The following is an 18,126-nucleotide window of genomic DNA, read 5'->3' on the forward strand; positions in this document are numbered from 1 at the left end:
AAACCTTGCCAGCCTAGATAGATCCATTTAATGCCAACCTCTCACATCTCTTCATGAGGCATGTTTATTGAACGGGGAATATCGCTGCCCAACGGTTTAGCGTGACAGTCGGGTCATCGATCCACTGAATCGAGGAATGACTGAGTAGCGCCTCTTCCGGACCTTCGATCCAGGAGGAGGCGATGGGGATCCAGTAAATGTTACCCCCAGACGCGCGCGTGCGCTCAGCGAGGTGAGATCGCGTCCTCCGTGCGCCATTTAGATTACCGGTAAGGATGTCGAGAAGGATTTCGGCGACATCGGCGAGGTTATGGCCCCCCCGATATCCAATCTGGTCGGCTAGTCGTCGAGTGTCGTGAACGACCTCGTATGCTGTGTCTACGTTATTTGTCAGGCCAAGGACGATCGCCTCGGAGGAACGAATCTTAACGAGCTCAACCGGGTTTGGCACTAGGTCGAGCAGTCCACGAGCCCGTTCGGCCGCCTCGGACACCGAAGTCATGTCTCCAACCCAGCAGGCCGTCTGAGTCATGTTAACAAGTGCCTTTGCTTCTGCCGCAGCCAGGTCTTCCCTGCGCGCCAGGACGATGGCTTCTGTGTAGACCCCCTTGGCCTCATCGAATCGAGCGTTGACTCGCAAGACGTGACCAATCAGTCGTAGTCGCTCGCCCTCTTCTGCCGCGTCCTGCGTGGATTGGCCTCGTAGTGCGGCGAGAGCAGCAGCAAAGCGACCGTTAAGGAAGTCATAGTCGGATAGCCAATAGCGTGCCGCAGCGGCGAACTCGCCACTGAGTAGATTTCGATATATCTCCGCTGCCCTCCGGTAGTCACCTGCGTTGCGGAGCGCGTGCGCTAGGTGGATGCGCACCAGCTGTGTCGCCACCTTTTCGGGCCGAGCACTCGCGTCTGCGTCATCCAACACTTGAACAGCTTCATTCGCATGCCCGGTTCGACGCAATCGGACGCCGCGTATTGCTGCCTGAAGCGCGCGAAGCTCATCTCCTTCGCCTGGTCCTGACGTGAGATCCGTCCCGATCACCATCCACTGGCCGGCCTCCACTAGGCGTTGCGTGGCCCGAACCAGCCAATCATTGAAGACGCCGTGCTTGCCAGACAGCCTCAAGCCCGATTCGAGAGCCTGAGCAATCGCAGCCCGGCCGACTGTGGGCCCGAGTCGCGTTCCCAGATGACGCAGCAGCCGATCTGCGACTTCGGCACGGTCACGATCGGACCAACCATCCGGAAGCCCACGGTCTGCATCCTTTATCGCAGAGCGGAGCGAAGCATGAAGGGCGTAGGGCAGTTCGTACGCGTCATCGTGGGTAAGAAGGGGGCGCCGGAGGAACCGTGCTACCCAGCCGTCGGCGAGGGACGGCTGGCCCGCTCGAAGCAAGCCTGCGTCGAAGCGGTCAATGAGCGCGGCAGTGCGAACCAAATCGCGCTCCTCCCGAGGGAGGTCTCGGATGGATCGAGTAGCAACGGCGGTGAACGATCCGCCGAAGTCGTCGAGCGTTGGTTGCCTGCCTCGCGCCAATTGTTCCAGAAAATGCGAGACAGATAGATCAAGGTAGAGCGGCAGTCCTTGACCGCTTTCGATTATGCGCTGGCGAATTTCCGCGGGCACAGCAGGTTCGTCATCAGTAATAAGTGCCTCACGCAGGTAGCTGTCGGCATCAGAGTCCGATAGATAGCCTACAAGGTGTTGGCGCGGCTCGATCGAGTTGTTAGTGAAGTGCAAGTTCGGCCAGCATTCGGGCCCCTGAAAGTCGAGCTCGCCACTGCTTTCGCTATCCGCCCAGTCAATTCTATTCCGACCCGTAATTACAAACAGGGCATTAGGCATCAAATATGCGCACCGCTGTATGAACCGCTCGACCGTGCGATCAATTCGGTCGCCGAGCACCTCGAAAGTGTCCAGGAAGATGCACACCCAAGGTCGCCTTCTCTGACTAGAGTAGCGCTCCAGTTCCCACGCCAGAAGATATGGATAGAATGAGAGTGACTCATAGTCAGCATCGGCCTCAATGATTTCTGCGAATAGTTCGCACTCCGTCAATAGTCGTCCACTCCGCACGCGATCCCGAATGGCCCGATACGCACCTAGCACCGCACGCTGGGCCAGGCCCGCTAGAGGAACGACCTGCTCGACGCTCGATGCAATCTGCTCGCTCAGTGCGACACTCCGGGATACTCGCCTCAAGGCTGGCAAAGTGTCAATGAACTCCTGCAGGGCTTCCCCCGGATGAGCTCGAGCCCAGTAAGAGGCCAATGCCAGATCGAAGGCAAGCCAATGGCCTCCCAATTGGCCCAAGCCCGCGCGTATGCGTAGTAGAAGGTGCTCGAGGTCAGTCGCGCCGTCCTCTGATAGATCGATCCGTACGGACACAGTGTCGTGCCGGTTTCTGGCCGCTACTTTTGGGAGGAACTGTCGCTCCAGCTCATGGGAGAGGGTGGACTTTCCGATACCACCGACTCCATAGAAGGCCAGAATATTGCGTCGCCCTTGGGTGCGATCGGCTACCGGTGACACGTCGGCCTCATCGAGAGTCCGTTGGAGCTCATTAAGTGATCTCTCGAATGCACTCACTTCGTCCACACGGTCGGTAAATACCTGTTGCGCCGAAATGGTCGATGCCATCCCTGACATGAACGCAGCACGGAGGTTCACGCGTGCCATCTTGCCTCCCGGGCCAGCCTCGCACGGATACATCGCTGACGTCATTCTAAAAGCCCACCAACAGAAGACGGTAGCGTGAGGATGCTGCGATGCAAATGGGTGACCGTCCATAGCCTCTGGCCCTACCGCCGAAAAGATAGCTTCGGTCGACCGAAAGTGACGATGTGGCGTTGGCCTCTGGCGGCCACAGACACATGCCGCCTCCGCCGTGACGGCCATCGCGAGTAGTCGAGGCTAGCCACTTGGCGGCGTAGATCACTCGCCTATGCCCTGTTCTTGCCCGGCGGTGGGCATACGTGGAGATCACCTTGCCTGGCTCAGATACCGCGTAGGTCAGTCACTCAGCTCAACAGTCCTTTACGCAGCTCAGCCCGCCTAAGAATCCGGAGAAGCGCGCTCTCTCCTCAAGCGGGTTCGTATCTCGGGACGCTCCTTCTCTATCGGACGCTTCGACTTCTGACCTGTGGTTTCTCGGCCTCACACCTCTTTTCCAAGCCATCGATGGCTGCTCGCCCGCCATCCGTGCGCAGACAGAAAGTCGTGATCAAGGCGCGTCTACCAGATGACTTGGACGCGGGTCTAAGGTTGTCCTTCGATCCTCAAGGGGCCATCGTGGCTCTGCACTGCAGCCTCTCCTTGAGTGTTCGGTCTAGATCACGACGGCGCAGTGGGGCCGTGGAGAAGGAGAGTCACAACTCGAGTTGCATGTGGCTCTTATGCCGGTTCGGCAGTTCTCGGCGACTGAGCCCGAGTTGCCCTTTATCGTCACGGTGACCTTAGCGATACCCACCTCCGATGATCCAAGGGATCCCCGGATGACGGCGACGCAGAAACAGATCCTCATCTGCCGAGCGCACGCTCAACCAGCTGCGCCACCGGCCGAAACAAGCTGCAGCCTTCCCCACGGAGCGGTCCGATGATGCGGGAGGAGATAGAACAGGCGCTACGGCGGGCCGAGGCGTTGACCGGCCAGGTCAAAGGCTGCCTGGACCGGCCGCTGGGGTTGATGAGTCAACGTGTCTGGACCGGACCGGCGGCCAACCGGTTCGGCGGGGAACTCGCTGCACAACGGCAGGCCCTCATCAATGCCTGTACGTCGGCGGTCGATGAGCTCCGTACCCTACTCGCCTGGACAACGGAGTAGTTCGGTGAACATCGACGGCATGATGCCCGATGGCGTCCGAGCGCTTGAGGACGAGTTACGCAGGGCGGAGTCGACGCTTGACTCGGCTGAAAGCGAGCTTTGGGGCTTGCTGCGTCATGTGGACCTTGCCACCGCGCCGGCCGATACCGTCAGGCAGATCGCAGGGTGGGCCGGACAGCAGATTCCCGACATTCACCGGCGCGTGGTGCTGCTGGAACGCGTTGTGACCCACGATCCTACGGTCCGGGCCGGCCAGCCGGTCTTCGTGAACTCCGATATGTTCGCTCCTGGCAATCCGATCCCTACGGTCGGCAACGTCTGGGACCGGCTTGTGCAACAGCTCCAGTCGACCTTCGACCGGGACCAAAACTCCGGCAACCCGGCGACCGAGACAGCCAAGGGCGCTTGGGAAAGCACTTCCGAGTTCGCGGGATGGTTGCGGGAGACCTCCTCGGTACGCAAGGCCATCGATCCCGACGGTTGGCAGCGCCAGGTTGAGGACAGCGCCCGAGGCGTCATCTATGAGATTCAGAATCCCCTGGAGATGCTCAAGGCCATTACGGACTGGGATACCTGGACCACCAATCCCCATCGCGCCTTCGGTCACCTCGTCCCCGACCTCCTGGCAGCCGCCGCCACCGCTGGCGGAAGCAGCGCGGCGTCGGCGGCAACCAGGGTGCCGCGCGCTCTCGAAAAGGTCGCGGAGCTTCTCAAAAGGACGAAGGCGAAGGTCGGAACACGAGTAGCTCCCCCGCATCACACCTGATGGCGTCTGGGAGTGGAAGGGGGTTAGCCTAGATCGGGATGTCAACGCTGTCGCGGATCAAGCGATCGCCAAGATGCGCGGTGCCGAACCGCAGATCTCCCGCGGAGTTCAAGCCGCCGCGCGAGATGTGGGCGCCGATATGGCAGGCTTCCCGGGGCACGTGCTCAGAGGCTCTGATCGTTTCAAGGAGAAGCTCGCGAAGCTGATCAAAGTAAGCCCCACGAGAACCCCTGAAGACCTCGTCAGCAACAAGATTCATGACGGGATCCGCTACTCGTTCACCTTCAGCAATGATCGCTACGTCAAGAGCGTGGCGGATATCAAGACAGCGATGGAGCGGCAGGGGTTCAAGTTGGTCCAGCAGAAGCCCTCATGGGGCGAGCACGGGAAGTACAAAGGGGTCAACACCCGATGGCGTGGACCCGACGGCCAACTCTTCGAACTGCAGATGCACACGCCTTCGAGCCTGTGGGCAAAAAAAGTCACCCATGAAATCTACGAATACAAGCGCCATCTTATGCCGGAAGGTCTAAAGCGCCTGGAGAAGTATGAGGAACAGATATTCGAGGCTGTTCCCGTGCCACCAGGAGCGGACCGTATCCCGACCATAGTTGAAGGGGGGTGACTGGATGGACGAGAAGGTGACCTACTACGCGATGGTGTTCTCCGATGACACGCCGGAAGAACCCAGCGGGTTGGCGCGACGACGCATCCTGCCAAGCGGTGGAATTGTTGATGAGGCTCTCCATAGAGACCTTCAATGGCACGAGAGCGACGCGATCGGCGACTGGCGCCGAGGCGAGTCGAGCCAGGACCTGATTGAGATCAGCAGGGCAGAGGCGGACCACGTCATGGAGCGATTCCGGCAGATGTTCGGCGATAGTGACTAGTGACGCCGATGTGCCGCACCATGAGGGTGCCGGCCAAACAGATCTTGCCAACGCCGCTGCTGGCAGCGTCCCTGGACGCTGATGCATGTTATTGGAGGCCGATCGCTGGGCGACTGCCTCGTGCTCGAAACCGGCGCGGGACTGCCGGTGCTACGTGGACTGAACAGGCGCTGACAGCCCGGGGACCACATGCGGCGACGCAGCGATACGCGGGCTGTACAGCAGCACGTACAGCAACGCTGTCTTACCCGACCGCATGCCGACTCTCCACGATCACCACTTGAGCAGGACAGTCGCGTGTTGACAGGACATCTGCCCTTCCCTACGGATCGGGTGGTAGGGCGCATGGATCAAGAAGCGAGAGTTTGTCTGCTTGGAGCAAGCTGAACGTCTCTGCTATCTAGGCAAGTCAGGCCGCCGCGCGCGCCGATGCCGGTTGACGATCTGCCGTGTCCAGCGCATGTACCAGTCCAGGAACGGCACCGGTTCACTCCAGCCTCCATGCAGACGGCCCGACGGCTCGACGTCCCTCCATGGAGCCGATGGCCACCAGTACATATCCTTCGCCCAGCCCATCTCGGTGAGCCAGACGGTCCCGGCGTACTCACCGTTCATGGCGAGCATGCTGATCCATGAGCACCCATGGCTGCACAGGAACATGGTTCCAGGCGACGGCTTCTCCATCCACAGGGTGGGACCTGCCTCGTCGGCGGCGAGGTGCCGCAGTTGCCGCTCATGATCCCCAGTCACCGGGAAGGGCTCCCAGGGGTAGGCGGCGACCTCGGGTTCCTCCTGAAAGTACTCACGCTCCCGTTGGGTCTCTTCCACGATCCAACGCAGGTCGAGCAAGTGGCTGGGCGAGACTCCCCGGCCGAAACGCAGCAGGAACGACCGGAACTCGTCAGGAAGTGGTGCGCCGATCACTTCCTCAAGGGCCACAACTTCGGATTCGGGCAGAGCAACAGCCGTCGAGAGATCAGTAAGCCGGGATAGTTCAATGGCCATTTCATCCAGGCTGATGTCTGATCGCAATGGCTTCTCCTGTTTGAAGGATGAACACGCACAGGCTAACGGGGTTGCAGAGTAGGTGGCTGAGTTCTGCCTGGGGTGGCGAGCTCGAGAATCCGGCCATGGGTAGGATGATGCGATACTCGCCAGGTGCCGCTTTACATCTCTCGCGAGGACGCAGGTTACCTCGGTGGCGCCGTACCGATACTGGTTCTCGTCTCGACCGAACCAGTCGAGCGGCTTCCCATTTTCCAGCTCGACGCAGGCAGGCCGTTGCCCTGTGAGGGCTGGCAGATCCTCGCCGGCCTGACAGTCTCGGTGGTCGACGGCCCCGATGGTTCTGGGATCTTCGTCGAAGGCGTCGTCCGTCCCGAGGAGGCCGAGGAGCGCTTGGCATGGCTGGAGGCCATGGACCAAGCCGGTGGTGCGGTCGTGCTAGTCGTCGACTCGCACGTTCCGGTGGACAACTGGACGGCCCTGGCAGATGGTGGAAAGGCCCGGGGCGGGTTCGTACCCATGGTGCACCGGACCGATTGATCGCCGAGAGCCGACACCTGCATGCCGTCTCGGTACGGCCATCGGCCCGACCGATCTTGCTAACGCCGCTGCTAACAATGGCTCCGGACACTGGTGTACGTCCGTGGAACCAGATCAAGTCGGGGAAGTCGTTGAGCAGCTGCTTCTGACGGCGGTAAACACTTGTGGACGATCGCCGACTGGCTACGGATCAGAAGGTTGGGGTTTCGAGTACCTCCGGCCGCACAGCAGGTCAAAGGCCCTCCGGGATCATCCCGGAGGGCCTTTTTCGTGGGCGTACAGCAGCGCTGTACAGCAACGTGGGCTCGCGCAACCGGTCTTCCATAGGCACCGCGCGAAGACGACGAATCCCGTGGCGCCCTCGCGCTACTTGACGATCTCCAACGCCAGTCGGAGCTTCTGCCTGACCCAGGCCACCAGCGCGCCCATGCACCCGCTGTCGGCCAGATCAACGTGATCTTCTCGTACCGACCATGCAGGTGCTCCAACCCGGACCCAGCATCCGCCTCCGGGCATACCCGCGATCAGCTTGTTCAAGGACACTCGGCAGGCTGCGCGATCATGTGGGCATGGTTCTCTCTGCCCCCTCCGAACGTCTCCCCACAGAGCCAGGCTTGATCAAGCTGTGGTTTCAGTTCGTGCCCCGGGAAGGTTGGCTTCCCTACGACACCGAAGGACTTTGGGCCATGCCCTTAACCGAGGACACCGCCCGTGTGGCGAACGTCCCATTTCTGCAGGACGGGGTCGCCGAAGGCGACGTGGTGCGCTTCATCACCAATGATGACGGTCGCCACTGGGCCTGTGAGCGGGTGGAAGCGTCGGGCAATTGCACGATCCGGGTTTTGCCGTCACCCAATGGACCGCTGGGGCGAAGCGCGCAGGCCGTGTACGAGCAGTTGGCACCGTTCGGCCTGGGCGGGGAATCCTTCAGCTCGGAGCTTCCCCTGGTCGCTTTCACTGTGCCGGCGGGCGCAGGGCTCGGGCAGATAAAGACGCTGTTGACGCGTGGCCAAAGGGATGGCTGGTGGCACTTCGAGGAGGCCTGCATCACCGACGGCTGGCGAAGCGCTTAACGATGGGTTCGTTTCACGGGCCGCGGAAGGTGCCGGCCTTGCTCAGGCACCGCCGAGGCCCTCCCGAAGACGGTGAACCCAGTCTGCGGGGAAGACCTGCTCAAGCCGCTCTTTGCTGATCTCCAGCATCCCTTCCTGCGCCAGGGGAAGAAGAGCGCCGTCCTGGACGGCCTTGTGATCCTCAGGTGCCGGGCAGATCAGAACGGCGAGGATCCGGCACGTCCGTTGGAGCTCCTCGATCCCGGCCGTATGGATCATGCTCTTGATGGGCTCCCACGCTGTCCGCACAGCGAGACCCACCAGAGCATCGAGGAGGGCTCCGCGTCCCTCGTTCTGCCGGGACTGCATAATGACCGTCGTCACGTACTCCGGGATTCGGTTCAGAGATTTCGAGAGCTTCTCAATGGCCTCGGCCATGGCAATGAGGAGATCGCACCAGAAGTGATTGGTGAGCTGCCTTCGCGCTTCTCTCGGCCTGCCCCCACCGAAGCTCTTATCGAGCTCCTGAATCACAGGGCCAGCAAGGGCATCTCCGATTTCTTGGATAAGGTCGATGGCGTCGGGGTTTTTGGATAGCCAGTCAACGAGGTCGACCGTGGCACTATCGGTGGCGGCTGCCTTTCGCTCCTTGGAGGGCTTTCGTCGCCCCATGGGAGGCCGACTTGCGGCCCAGGCCGCGTCGCTAGTGTCTCTCGCCGCTTCACGAGCCGCGGTCGAGGGATCGCGAGCCAGCGAGAGAGCGTGCGTCCAGCCGTGCTGTGCCCCGCCGCACGCAGAACAGCCGCAGTGATGTCCCTTGGCCCGCTCGCAATTCACAGGGTGCGTCATTCGCCCTCCGCTACGTCTGGCCGGAGATGACCTGGCGCCTCACTGGAAGCCCCCATCCCTTTGAACCACATGCAACGAGATACGAAATGACCAGCGCAGCTAGTGCTGCATATCCCTTGGGCTATGAGACGACCCCATGAACACACTTAGGCCCTTTTGGGATACCCCAAGAGGACCTAAGTTTGGTACCGAGAGATTAGTTGTGACTCGTTTGAGCGGTCGAGGCTCTGATTGAGCCTGTCTAGCGCCTTACGGGTTTCGGGACTGGGAATCTGGGTGTAGACGTCCATGGTCATCGAGATCTGCGAGTGGCGCAGGATGCGCATCGCCACACGCGGGTGGACGTCCAGGGCGGCCAGAAGCGAGGCGCACGTGTGCCGGGTGTCGTGCACGCGGATGCGCGGCACACCCGCTCGGCGACAGTGGTTCTCCAAGGCCCGGTTGAAGTTGCGCGGCTCGATCGGCGTGCCGCGTGAACGTCAGGTCCGAGGTCTTCCATGCGTCCCCGGCCATCTTGTGGGCCTCCTCCTGGACGCGCCGACGGTGCCTGAGTGCGGAGACGCACAGGCCGAAGAGCGGCAGCGAAGCGGTCGAGTCCTCTGTCTTGGTGGTGAGTTGGTGGGAGATCCAGACCTGTTAGCCGACGAGATCCACACACGTGAGACCAAGGAACGTAGCCTGCCCAGCCGTTCTTGTACGGGTGATCGAGCTTTCGTTGTTGGCCCGGGTACGACGGCCCGTACGCGGACGCTTGGGCTCCTCCGGGGAGGCGAGCGCGGTCATGGCGGGCATCAGGCTGCCTCCTCACAGAGTCGGGTGACGTAGTCGTTCAGGGCGGCTTGAGGAATGCGGCGGCAGCGGACGCCTACGATGACCGAGCCCAGTTCGCCGGAGCGGATGAGGTTGTAGAGGGTCCACCGGCTGACCTGCAAAGTGGCCATGGCTTGCGGAACCGTGAGCAGTTCAGGCGTCATGCTGTTCCCCCAGGTTCGGCACGCGGTGACCTGTGATGGCGGCGAGGAGTTGTTCTCCTGGAGAGAGGCCCTGTCCGGCGTACTCCCAGTGAGCGACGACGAGGATGGTGTCCTCGTCGAAAAGCGGCAGCCGCCTGAGGTTGATCTCTTCTGTGCGCATGTGTTCTTCGCGGGCGGCGCGGAGTTCGCCGAGGGTGGTGGAGTAGTGGCGGCTCTTGGTGGAGAAGTGACCGCGGAAGCCGAGCATGTGAGCCCATTGGATGAGCCGCAGGTCGGCCAGGTCGGCGTTCTCGCCAAGGCGCATGCAGGCGGCGATCAGCCGGCGGGCGTGGTCGCGAACAGGTAGGGCGTCGAGATGTCGAGGGGTTGGATGCGGCGATCCAGCGTCCCTACACATTCGGCGGCCTTGGTGGCGTACTTGGCGATGTAGGCGGCGACGGCCTGCCCCTCAACAGCCGCATCACCGGCGACACCTGATGGGAAGCTATCCACGGCACCTTAAAGGCGCTGGTCCGGCTGTCGTTCGACGAGGATGGGCGAGGATGGGCCCGAACAGCTTCGGTCCTAGACTCGGGCCATGGACAGGACTGACCGCGCCAGCCGGTTGATCGCGGCACCACCGGCGACGGTCTACGGCGCCCTCCTCGACCGGGAGTCGCTCGAAGTCTGGTTGCCGCCGGACGGTATGCGCGGGCGGATCGAGCGGTGGGATCCCCGGACCGGTGGCGGGTTCCGGATGGTCCTCACGTACCTTGACCCCACCGACAGCCCTGGCAAGACGTCAGACGCGACGGACGTCGTCGACGTCGGGTTCGCCGAACTGGTTCCACCGGAGCGCGTGGTGCAGCGGGCGGTGTTCGAGGCCGAGGACCCGTCGTACGCCGGCACCATGACGATGACCTGGCACCTAACTGCTGTCGGCGAAGGGACCGAGGTAGCTGTCACCGCCACGGACGTACCACCAGGCATCAACCAAGCCGTGCACGAGGCCGGGATCGCCTCCTCGCTGGCCAACCTGGCGTCATACGTCGAAGAGGCCGGCTGAGTCAGGTCGGCTTGGGACCGAGGGGCCAGCCCCAGCCTGACCAGCATCGCCAGCACGAGAGAAGTCAACGAAACAGCAGGTCAGATGGAGTGCCTTACGGTGTCAACCTTCAGTTGATGCTTGACGGTTTGGCATCGGTTGATGCTTTACACCGTGCCTAGATCTCGTAGTCGATATGGCCGCTGGCTCGCAGCCGGTTGACCTCCTTGAGGATGGTGCGCGGGTGGACCGACAGCAGCTCGCCCTCGAACAGCACCCGCAACTGCGTCTCCTCCAGGACCACGGTGACGACCTTGCCCCGGCGCACCTGGCCGACCTGGACCTTGCAGCCGGCCACCTTCAGGCTGCCGTTGCTGGACACCACCCGCTCCACCCGCGGGAAGCGGCCGGGAGCGGCTGGAGGGGTGCTGGCAAGCCGTACGCCGTGCAAGCGTCCGTGCTGTGCCGGGGAGAACACTCCTCCCGGCTGTCGGGGTAGCAGGTGTCGGCGCCGCACGCTGCTCGGAAGTATGGACGAAGCTCAAGTGCCATGCCGGCCGAACTCCTCAAGCGGTGGGCCACTGCCCCCTTGGGATTGATCATCCAAGGGCCGCCAAATTGGCAGGAGCCGCAGGGGCGACCGGTCGTTCGTGAACTGCGCGACCCTGATGACGGCGAAGACGAGTAGCCGGGCCTGGCGCTGGCTGGGGTGTTGGTCAGTTGCCTGGACGGCGGTGGCTGATCGACGGCGGCGATGCGGGCGGCGTACACCCGGTGCGCCTTGCGGACGGGCGGTCCGGCGGCGTGGTCGGCCAGGGCGGCGCTCTGTTGTGGTGCGGCGTTCTGGCCGGCCTTTGATGGCCTTGCGTGCGGCTACGCCACCGGCGAGGTTGGGCCCTCACGCCACGAGCCGTTCGACGCCCGCCAACCCCTGGTCAGGATTTTCGCGATCGATCTGGTCCAAGAGCTCGTCCGCGCTGGGCGCGATCAAAGAGGTGGAGGCGCAGTCGCCGCGAAACTGTCGTGCTGTCGGATTGCTGACGACCGGCGTCCCGGAAAATTCTGCAAGAAGTCCGGGAGGCGGTGTCGGATCGGGGCGGTGGCGTTCGTAGCAAGGGTGAGGCCGCCCGTAAGGGGGCGGCGGCTCCGAGGCAAGGAACCGCGATATGAAGCTGACGACCATGACCCAGGTCACCATCGATGGCGTGATGCAGGGAAACGGCGCCGCGTCGGATGACCGCAGGAACGGATTCGAGCGCGGCGGATGGGCCCGGGGGAAGGGTGACGACGAGACCAGGACGTTCATCACGCAGGCATATCAGCGCGCCGAGGCGTTCCTGTTCGGCCGGCGCACTTATGAGCTGTTCGCCGGCTCTTGGGGGGCAGTCGACCAGATGCGTGCACATCCCATCGGCGTGGCCTTGCACGAGGCCCCCAAGTACGTTGCCTCGACCACGCTCACCGCCCCGCGTTGGCAGGACACGACCGTTCTCCGCGGTGACCTCGCGGCGGCCATCAGTGAGCTGAAGGCCAAGCCCGGGGGTGAGCTGCAGGTGCACGGCAGTGGCATCCTGATCCAGTGGCTGCTGGAGAACGACCTGGTGGACGAGATGACGCTGATCACCATCCCGGTGGTCGTCGGCCAGGGCGCGCGCCTGTTCCCGGAGACCGGCCCGGACCTTGCGCTCGACCTGGTCGAGTCGCGGGTCGACTCCAAGGGTGTGTCGATCCAGGTCTTCCGGCCGGCCGGGCGCCCGCGGTATGCGACGGCCTGAAGTCCCTGACCGGCGGACCACGCTGTCGTGACATCACAGGAATTGATCTACAGATGCGGTACCTGGTTTCCGTGATCGATGACAAGAGCGATCCCGGCAGCACGGACAGGCGGCCCGCCATCAGCGCGTTCAACGAACGGCTGATCGCCGAGGGCTACTGGGGCTTCTCGGGCGGACTCGCGGACACCGACGTGGCCACCGTCATCGACAACCGGGGCGAGCAGGCGGTGTTCAGCGACGGGCCTTTCGTGGAGTCGAAGGAGTACCTCGCCGGCGTCTGGGTGTGGGAGGCCCCTGATCTGGATGTGGCGTTCAAGCTCGCCGGCGAGGCGTCGAAGGTCTGCGATCGGAAGATCGAGGTGCGGCCGTTCCTGTGAGCGACGTCGGGGAGGCGATCACCCGGGCCCACCATGAGGAGTGGGCGCGGCGTACCGCCCAACCCCGGCGCCTGGCTGACCACCACAGCCAACCGCAAGGCCAGGCTTGGGCGAGCGGCCTATCTGTGGGGCTGGCCGCCGGTGAACCTGCGTAACCGACGCGTGCTCATGGAGCAGCTCCCGGGGCCGGGTCTCCTGGCGGGCATCGTGCCGGCGGGCCCGCCCGGTACGATCGGCATGCTGTACGACCACATCCGCCCCGAGGAGCGGATGGTCGCCTGCCCCAACCAGGACGTCGCCTACGGTTTCGGCGTCCTGGGGCCAGGCAGGCTCGACAGGTGGCGGGCAGGAGACCCAGTGGGTGGACCCGGCCGCGTTCTTCGAGGTCTTCGGGGAGGAGGTCCTCGACGAGGTGCCGCCCCTGCCGGGCGAGCAGGCGATGTATGACTGGTTCCGCTCCGTGCTCCAGACGGACGCCGACGCCCCGAAGATCACCGCAGCGCTGAAGCAGGCGGCGCTCGACGCCGACGCGATGGTCGGCGAACTGTTCGAGTTCCGCAACTACGGCATCCCGCTCGCCCGCCACTGGTCGACCCAGCACACCGGAGCGGCGTTCGGCACCGACTACCTGATGCGGACCGCGGTCGGCAAGTCCAACATCTTCGTCAACACGGCCAACGAGACGACCTACTACTACCAGGATCTCGACGACCAGGGCGAACGGCTCGACGGCTCCAACACCTACACCGTGCACTTCAAGGCGGGACAGCTCCCCCCGGTGCGGGGCTTTTGGTCACTGACGGTCTACGACAAGCACCACTTCTTCCACCCCAACGAGCTCGGCCGCTTCTCGCTCGGCACGAAGAACAAGAACCTGGCCTACGGCCAGGACGGCTCACTCACACTGGGCGTCGGTGGCGAGGTGCCGAGTGATCCGGCACTGCATGCCAACTGACTCCCGGCTCCCCGTGAGGAGTTCACGCTCCATCTGCGCGCGTACTGGCCGGATACGCCCATCGTCGCGGGTTCATGGCAACCACCGGCGGTCGCGCGTAGCTGACCATTCGATCCGCTGCTGCCCGGCCTGGGCGCCTGCAGGGTCTGGTGGACGACACGGCGGAGATTCGACTCCGAAGGCTTCCAGGCCGTTCTTGGAAACACGCTGCGTGTGCTCGCCGGCGCCGCGGTGCCTTTCAACGCTGCCGAGGTGGGTGAGCAGCGATTCGGACCAAGGCAGAGGGCACGCTTCGGGCTGCTGAGCAATCAGGTCGAACAGCGCCAGTCGGCCGATGGACACTGCCCCCCTCACTGTCGTGAAGGAGGCCGGCGCAGCCCAACGACCCGAGTGCCGGGACTTGCGCCAACTCGTCGAGGAGGGCCGCTACTCAGGATGTAAGAGGCTCACAGCTGGAATTCGTGGGTCGCGGTCAGCCCCGCCCCCAGACACCCTCGCCTTCCGAGGATGCCGGGCAGTACTGCCAGACGAATTCCAGCCACGGCGGGGCCACGCCCGTGAAGTGCGCCCAACTGCCCGGTTCCGCACCCGGGTAGTCACCTCGGACCTCAGAAAGGAGCCTCAGCATGAAGCCTTCCCGGATCAGGCTGTTGACTATCCGGCTCAGTGTCTGCCTGTACTCCAGGGGTTCGCGAATGTGGGGGCCGGCCGGCTTGCGGTCGTAGACCCAGTCCTGGTCGGGATAGCGGGTCGTGGCCTCGTCCGTGTAGGGGTGCTTCAGCGTGTAGCCCTCCCCGTTCCACGAGTGGTGAGTGAGCCCGGAGAAGAACGGGTTGGCGCACATCAGGTAGTAGTAGCCGCCTTCGTCGACGACTCTCGCGACCTCGCGGAAAACGATCCGGGAGTCCGGGACGAAGGTCAGCGAGTACGGATGCCAGACCAGATCGAACGAGGAGTCGTCAAGGGCCGACAGGTCCCGCATGTCTCCCTGGATCGTGCGGATGCCGATGCTGTAGTGCTCAGCGGCCAAGCGGTCCCGCTCCAGCTGCCCGGACGAGATGTCGAGAACCGTCACGTCGGCTCCGAGCAGAGCGAAGGCCGCAGACTGCTGCCCACCCCCTCCCGCCAGGCAGAGCACCTTCCGGCCCGCCAGATCGCCGGGGATGCCCAGTCTCTCCAGGCCCAGATAGGCCTGAGCCTTCTCCGCGTCCAGGTCGAGCATAGGACGGGTGAACAACGCCTCCGCCCCCACAAGGGCTTCCCAGCGTTCCTCGTTGTAGTGGTAGACCTCGTCCTGCATGGCGGACACCCTAGCTGTCGTCCAACGGCCGGGACGAACCATATTCGGTCGGGCCTTGCTCCTCCACCAGTCCACCCGCCATGAACTGCCACTTCAGGATGAAAAGCCTCAGTGCCAAGCACCACGACTTGAGCGCGCCACGTGCTTGGGCCAGCAATGGGTCTGTGGTGACTTCGATGATCACAATCGTCGGCCGCCAAATCCGGGCGACTGAGCCAGGCTCACTTTGGATCAGTTGCTGGCGTCCCATCGCACGCCTGCTGCTGGACAGCAAAGAAGTACAGCAACGAGGTCTCACACGATCACACGCTGACACTCGTCAACTGCCCTCTGAGCTGGGCGACGCAAGGTCCAGGTGGTGACTGGCCCCGTTTGCAAGCAGGAGTAAGGGACGCCAGTTTCAAAAGAAGAGCGCCCACCGCTCGGCGGGGAGATTCAGGAGGGAGAATCCCTCCAATCGTCCGGGCCCGCTGTGGGTGACACCTTGTAGAGGTCGCCGAAGGTGATTGTTCCCTGGTAGATGCGCCCTCAAGGTCGACATCGGACCAGCGCAGACGAAGCAGCTCACCGCGCCGAGCACCTGTATAGGCCGCGACGTGGAAGAAAGGCCTGAGGCGGTGGCCACGGGCAGCGAGGAGGAACGTCTTCAGCTGGTCCGTGATCCAGACCGAGCCAGGCTCGCTGATTTCCCGTCGCGGGCGCTTGGCCTTCTCCACCGGACTGGATGCCAGGATCTCATCAACGTTCACGGCGTCACGGAAAGCCTTCCGAAGCGCGGCCGCCCGTTCTTGCCGCCGTCGGCCCTCAGACCCCGGTACAGCTTGGTGATCGCGGCAGCCCGAACGGCCTGCAACCACAGGTGGCCGCGCACCACTGCCCACTGCCGCACGTGGCCAGGCTCGGTACGTGCGGTCGGGGCGGCCCTTCGTCAATTGGCCAGAGGCCTACTCGGCATCGCAGGTCGTGGCCTCGGATCCGGTCGGTTCCGTAGACCTAGTGCCAGCACTCTCGCCTTTCCTGCCCGCCTTCGATGGAGGCGTAGCGCCGCTGTTGGAGCTCGTCGCGTTCAACATCCGGGATTGTCATCGACTCGGCAAGCACAGCGGCAAGTGCGTTCACTTGAGTGTCGTCGGTGTCAGCGTGGAAGAGCCACCGGATGTTCTCGTCGCGCGTGATGAGGTCGATCGCCAAGCGCCCGCTTCTGTCCTGTGTGGTCGCTGCTCGGACGTATCGCACCCGGTCGATCGGGATGTCCTGACGGATCTCGCCTTGCTCAAGGAATGCGTTCGTCTTGGCCGTGAGGATGCGGCGATCCGTGACGGCGACCAGTGTCTTTGCTGCCATTTTGTCCCTCGCTGCCGCCAGCTTCTCCTTCGCTCCGCTGAAGATCGCAGAAATTGGGCCGAGGGCGTCAAGCTGCTCGGGGAAGCCGAGGACACGTAGGGTCTCACCGTCCTCGAAGAACCATCGCAGGATGCGAAGGTACGGCTCGAGATCCAGCGATTTGGTTGCGCAGACGACGCCCGGAGCCTCGAGCGGAGGGGCCGGCCGATGGAGAGCATCGGCAAGAGGCTCGATCGCCTCTAGAAGACGGACGGAGGTTTGGCGGGCTGCCTGCGCGTCCTTCCGCTTCCCCGTCAGTGACTGTGACAGTGTGTCGCGTCCGGGAAGCTCGGCGATGATTCGTAGCTCCCGCGTCAGCGAGTCGACGAGGCTCGTCGTCTCGGCCAGAGCAAAGTCGAGCTCCGTGCGAGTGTCGCGCGCAATGACGTCGACGAGACGTGCCTCGTCAGCGTCTTCGCGTCCGGCGGCTCTCGCCTTCGCGGCGCGGAGTGCCTGATACCCGGTCCACGCCTTGACGGAGGACAGAAGGGCGTTGGCGTCGAAGAGGATCGCCTCGGCGTTCGTCTGGAGATACTCGCGGCGGCGATGCGTGTCGGGCCGATCGATCTGCCCGACGTGGCCGCGGACGTTCCGTCGGTACAGGTCAAGCTGCTTACGCAGCGACGCTTCACTACCCGCGACGCTGTCCCACAAGGAGGTGGGGACCGATCCGACCTCTCGCGCCTGGTCAACTGCGCGATCGATGGTGGCGACGAGTCCCGTCAGTTCGGCCCACTGCTCGTTGCGGATGGTTGTGAGCACCTGGCTTGTCAGTGCGACGTTGGTCCTGACAAGGCTCGTGACCTCACTCAGCTGCATCTGAAGGGCGACCATGGCCAGCGCCGGCCCGACTGCGGCCGCGGTCTGCGCCGCGCTCACCGCAGTCACGGGGATGAAGCGGGCCTGAGCGAGGCCGCTGGAGGAGATCACTGTTCCGAGTTTCGCGCCATCCTTGACGGCGAGCATTCCGCCGGCCTTCAGCAGGGCCTGTGTCGCGTCGCTGATCCTGTAGAGCCCCTGCGCGCCGGCTAATGCGTTTCCGAGGTTGCCTGCCACGGTCGCCGTGTCTCCGATCGAGGCGAGGACTGTGGAGATCTGCTTGCGGTCGGCGGCCGACACGAGCCCAAAGTCGATCAGATCGGGCTTGAGTTCCGCCGGGAACTCACCGAAGACGACAGCAACCCCTGGGAGCACCTCCGCCAGCACCGTTGATGCCGTCGTTGAGCCGAGGTCCGAGTTGGGTGTCGGATCGTCCACAACAGGTGAGTCGGTGGTGTTGCTCCGGCCGTTCTCCTCAGGCTCGACGATCTCCATCGGGTCCGAAGGGTCCTGCATGCGATCTCCTCCCCCGGAGGGCGGGCAACCGCCGGACATCGTCGGCGTTCACTGCCGAAGTCTAGGGCTCGACGCCCTGC

Annotated in this window: 21 protein-coding genes; 10 read left to right on the top strand and 11 right to left on the bottom strand. The window is 63.5% G+C overall.

The window, feature by feature from the left end; all coding sequences use genetic code 11:
- Positions 1-64 precede the first annotated feature (64 nt).
- Positions 65-2,677, bottom strand: coding sequence for a hypothetical protein (locus ABZ815_RS02110; protein ID WP_357692986.1), 2,613 nt, complete (start codon positions 2,675-2,677; stop codon positions 65-67).
- A 916-nt stretch (positions 2,678-3,593) separates the two neighbouring features.
- Here ABZ815_RS02110 and ABZ815_RS02115 point away from each other — a divergent pair.
- From ABZ815_RS02115 to ABZ815_RS02130, 4 genes are all read left to right on the top strand, one after another.
- Complete coding sequence (locus tag ABZ815_RS02115) at positions 3,594-3,821, top strand: hypothetical protein (protein WP_357692988.1); 228 nt, start codon at positions 3,594-3,596, stop codon at positions 3,819-3,821.
- 4 nt (positions 3,822-3,825) lie between these two features.
- Positions 3,826-4,587: a hypothetical protein gene (locus tag ABZ815_RS02120; RefSeq protein ID WP_357692990.1), complete on the top strand. Its 762-nt coding sequence runs from the start codon at positions 3,826-3,828 to the stop codon at positions 4,585-4,587.
- A 73-nt stretch (positions 4,588-4,660) separates the two neighbouring features.
- Positions 4,661-5,212, top strand: a complete 552-nt coding sequence (locus ABZ815_RS02125; protein WP_357692992.1) for a hypothetical protein — start codon at positions 4,661-4,663, stop codon at positions 5,210-5,212.
- A 4-nt stretch (positions 5,213-5,216) separates the two neighbouring features.
- A complete protein-coding gene (locus tag ABZ815_RS02130) occupies positions 5,217-5,477 on the top strand; it encodes a hypothetical protein (protein WP_357692994.1) in 261 nt (86 codons plus the stop codon).
- A 396-nt stretch (positions 5,478-5,873) separates the two neighbouring features.
- On the opposite strand, the gene ABZ815_RS02135 is transcribed toward ABZ815_RS02130, so the two are convergent.
- Entirely contained in the window at positions 5,874-6,509 is a 636-nt protein-coding gene (locus ABZ815_RS02135; RefSeq protein ID WP_357692996.1) for an SMI1/KNR4 family protein, read from the bottom strand.
- A 126-nt stretch (positions 6,510-6,635) separates the two neighbouring features.
- On the opposite strand from ABZ815_RS02135, the gene ABZ815_RS02140 reads away from it, so the two are divergent.
- A complete protein-coding gene (locus tag ABZ815_RS02140) occupies positions 6,636-7,022 on the top strand; it encodes a hypothetical protein (RefSeq protein ID WP_357692998.1) in 387 nt (128 codons plus the stop codon).
- A 614-nt stretch (positions 7,023-7,636) separates the two neighbouring features.
- Positions 7,637-8,095, top strand: a complete 459-nt coding sequence (locus tag ABZ815_RS02145) for a DUF4265 domain-containing protein (protein ID WP_357693000.1) — start codon at positions 7,637-7,639, stop codon at positions 8,093-8,095.
- Positions 8,096-8,137: 42 nt separating this feature from the next.
- Here ABZ815_RS02145 and ABZ815_RS02150 read toward each other — a convergent pair whose 3' ends face one another.
- The 5 genes from ABZ815_RS02150 to ABZ815_RS02170 all read right to left on the bottom strand — a co-directional run bounded on the left by ABZ815_RS02150 (position 8,138) and on the right by ABZ815_RS02170 (position 10,389).
- Positions 8,138-8,746 carry a hypothetical protein gene (locus tag ABZ815_RS02150; protein WP_357693002.1) on the bottom strand — a complete coding sequence of 203 codons (609 nt, stop codon included), beginning with the start codon at positions 8,744-8,746 and terminating at the stop codon, positions 8,138-8,140.
- A gap of 353 nt (positions 8,747-9,099) precedes the next feature.
- Positions 9,100-9,384 carry a tyrosine-type recombinase/integrase gene (locus ABZ815_RS02155; RefSeq protein ID WP_357693543.1) on the bottom strand — a complete coding sequence of 95 codons (285 nt, stop codon included), beginning with the start codon at positions 9,382-9,384 and terminating at the stop codon, positions 9,100-9,102.
- Between the two features lie 330 nt (positions 9,385-9,714).
- Positions 9,715-9,897 carry a helix-turn-helix domain-containing protein gene (locus ABZ815_RS02160; RefSeq protein WP_357693004.1) on the bottom strand — a complete coding sequence of 61 codons (183 nt, stop codon included), beginning with the start codon at positions 9,895-9,897 and terminating at the stop codon, positions 9,715-9,717.
- Positions 9,887-10,201 (bottom strand): replication initiator, encoded by a 315-nt coding sequence (locus ABZ815_RS02165; RefSeq protein WP_357693006.1) that lies wholly within the window; start codon positions 10,199-10,201, stop codon positions 9,887-9,889. Before ABZ815_RS02165 ends, ABZ815_RS02160 begins: the two co-directional genes overlap by 11 nt.
- An 11-nt stretch (positions 10,202-10,212) precedes the next feature.
- Positions 10,213-10,389 (bottom strand): hypothetical protein, encoded by a 177-nt coding sequence (locus ABZ815_RS02170; protein ID WP_357693008.1) that lies wholly within the window; start codon positions 10,387-10,389, stop codon positions 10,213-10,215.
- A gap of 85 nt (positions 10,390-10,474) precedes the next feature.
- Here ABZ815_RS02170 and ABZ815_RS02175 point away from each other — a divergent pair, with 85 nt between their 5' ends.
- Positions 10,475-10,942 (top strand): SRPBCC family protein, encoded by a 468-nt coding sequence (locus tag ABZ815_RS02175; RefSeq protein WP_357693010.1) that lies wholly within the window; start codon positions 10,475-10,477, stop codon positions 10,940-10,942.
- A 157-nt stretch (positions 10,943-11,099) separates the two neighbouring features.
- On the opposite strand, the gene ABZ815_RS02180 is transcribed toward ABZ815_RS02175, so the two are convergent.
- Positions 11,100-11,303: a hypothetical protein gene (locus tag ABZ815_RS02180; RefSeq protein WP_357693012.1), complete on the bottom strand. Its 204-nt coding sequence runs from the start codon at positions 11,301-11,303 to the stop codon at positions 11,100-11,102.
- A 784-nt stretch (positions 11,304-12,087) separates the two neighbouring features.
- On the opposite strand from ABZ815_RS02180, the gene ABZ815_RS02185 reads away from it, so the two are divergent.
- From ABZ815_RS02185 to ABZ815_RS02195, 3 genes are all read left to right on the top strand, one after another.
- Positions 12,088-12,696 (top strand): dihydrofolate reductase family protein, encoded by a 609-nt coding sequence (locus ABZ815_RS02185; protein WP_357693014.1) that lies wholly within the window; start codon positions 12,088-12,090, stop codon positions 12,694-12,696.
- 53 nt (positions 12,697-12,749) lie between these two features.
- Positions 12,750-13,073, top strand: a complete 324-nt coding sequence (locus ABZ815_RS02190; RefSeq protein WP_357693016.1) for a YciI family protein — start codon at positions 12,750-12,752, stop codon at positions 13,071-13,073.
- A gap of 361 nt (positions 13,074-13,434) precedes the next feature.
- On the top strand, positions 13,435-14,028 hold the full coding sequence (locus ABZ815_RS02195) for a DUF1214 domain-containing protein (RefSeq protein WP_357693018.1): 594 nt from the start codon (positions 13,435-13,437) through the stop codon (positions 14,026-14,028).
- 472 nt (positions 14,029-14,500) lie between these two features.
- On the opposite strand, the gene ABZ815_RS02200 is transcribed toward ABZ815_RS02195, so the two are convergent.
- From ABZ815_RS02200 to ABZ815_RS02210, 3 genes are all read right to left on the bottom strand, one after another.
- Complete coding sequence (locus tag ABZ815_RS02200; RefSeq protein WP_357693019.1) at positions 14,501-15,328, bottom strand: class I SAM-dependent methyltransferase; 828 nt, start codon at positions 15,326-15,328, stop codon at positions 14,501-14,503.
- 10 nt (positions 15,329-15,338) lie between these two features.
- Complete coding sequence (locus tag ABZ815_RS02205; protein WP_357693021.1) at positions 15,339-15,578, bottom strand: hypothetical protein; 240 nt, start codon at positions 15,576-15,578, stop codon at positions 15,339-15,341.
- Positions 15,579-16,321: 743 nt separating this feature from the next.
- The gene (locus tag ABZ815_RS02210) at positions 16,322-18,046 is read right to left on the bottom strand and encodes a hypothetical protein (RefSeq protein WP_357693024.1); all 1,725 of its coding nucleotides are present in this window, start codon (positions 18,044-18,046) and stop codon (positions 16,322-16,324) included.
- Positions 18,047-18,126: the final 80 nt, after the last annotated feature.

The sequence above is a fragment of the Nonomuraea sp. NPDC047529 genome, from assembly GCF_040642995.1.
Classification (GTDB): Bacteria; Actinomycetota; Actinomycetes; order Streptosporangiales; family Streptosporangiaceae; genus Nonomuraea.

Excerpts from the sequence above, each read along its gene's own strand:
- ABZ815_RS02110 (WP_357692986.1), bottom strand. The coding sequence starts at position 2,677 with ATGGCACGCGTGAACCTCCGTGCTGCGTTCATGTCAGGGATGGCATCG.
- ABZ815_RS02115 (WP_357692988.1), top strand. The coding sequence starts at position 3,594 with ATGATGCGGGAGGAGATAGAACAGGCGCTACGGCGGGCCGAGGCGTTG.
- ABZ815_RS02125 (WP_357692992.1), top strand. The coding sequence starts at position 4,661 with ATGCGCGGTGCCGAACCGCAGATCTCCCGCGGAGTTCAAGCCGCCGCG.
- ABZ815_RS02130 (WP_357692994.1), top strand. The coding sequence starts at position 5,217 with ATGGACGAGAAGGTGACCTACTACGCGATGGTGTTCTCCGATGACACG.
- ABZ815_RS02150 (WP_357693002.1), bottom strand. The coding sequence starts at position 8,746 with ATGGGGCGACGAAAGCCCTCCAAGGAGCGAAAGGCAGCCGCCACCGAT.
- ABZ815_RS02160 (WP_357693004.1), bottom strand. The coding sequence starts at position 9,897 with ATGACGCCTGAACTGCTCACGGTTCCGCAAGCCATGGCCACTTTGCAG.
- ABZ815_RS02165 (WP_357693006.1), bottom strand. The coding sequence starts at position 10,201 with ATGCGCCTTGGCGAGAACGCCGACCTGGCCGACCTGCGGCTCATCCAA.
- ABZ815_RS02175 (WP_357693010.1), top strand. The coding sequence starts at position 10,475 with ATGGACAGGACTGACCGCGCCAGCCGGTTGATCGCGGCACCACCGGCG.
- ABZ815_RS02185 (WP_357693014.1), top strand. The coding sequence starts at position 12,088 with ATGAAGCTGACGACCATGACCCAGGTCACCATCGATGGCGTGATGCAG.
- ABZ815_RS02190 (WP_357693016.1), top strand. The coding sequence starts at position 12,750 with ATGCGGTACCTGGTTTCCGTGATCGATGACAAGAGCGATCCCGGCAGC.
- ABZ815_RS02200 (WP_357693019.1), bottom strand. The coding sequence starts at position 15,328 with ATGCAGGACGAGGTCTACCACTACAACGAGGAACGCTGGGAAGCCCTT.
- ABZ815_RS02205 (WP_357693021.1), bottom strand. The coding sequence starts at position 15,578 with ATGGGACGCCAGCAACTGATCCAAAGTGAGCCTGGCTCAGTCGCCCGG.
- ABZ815_RS02210 (WP_357693024.1), bottom strand. The coding sequence starts at position 18,046 with ATGCAGGACCCTTCGGACCCGATGGAGATCGTCGAGCCTGAGGAGAAC.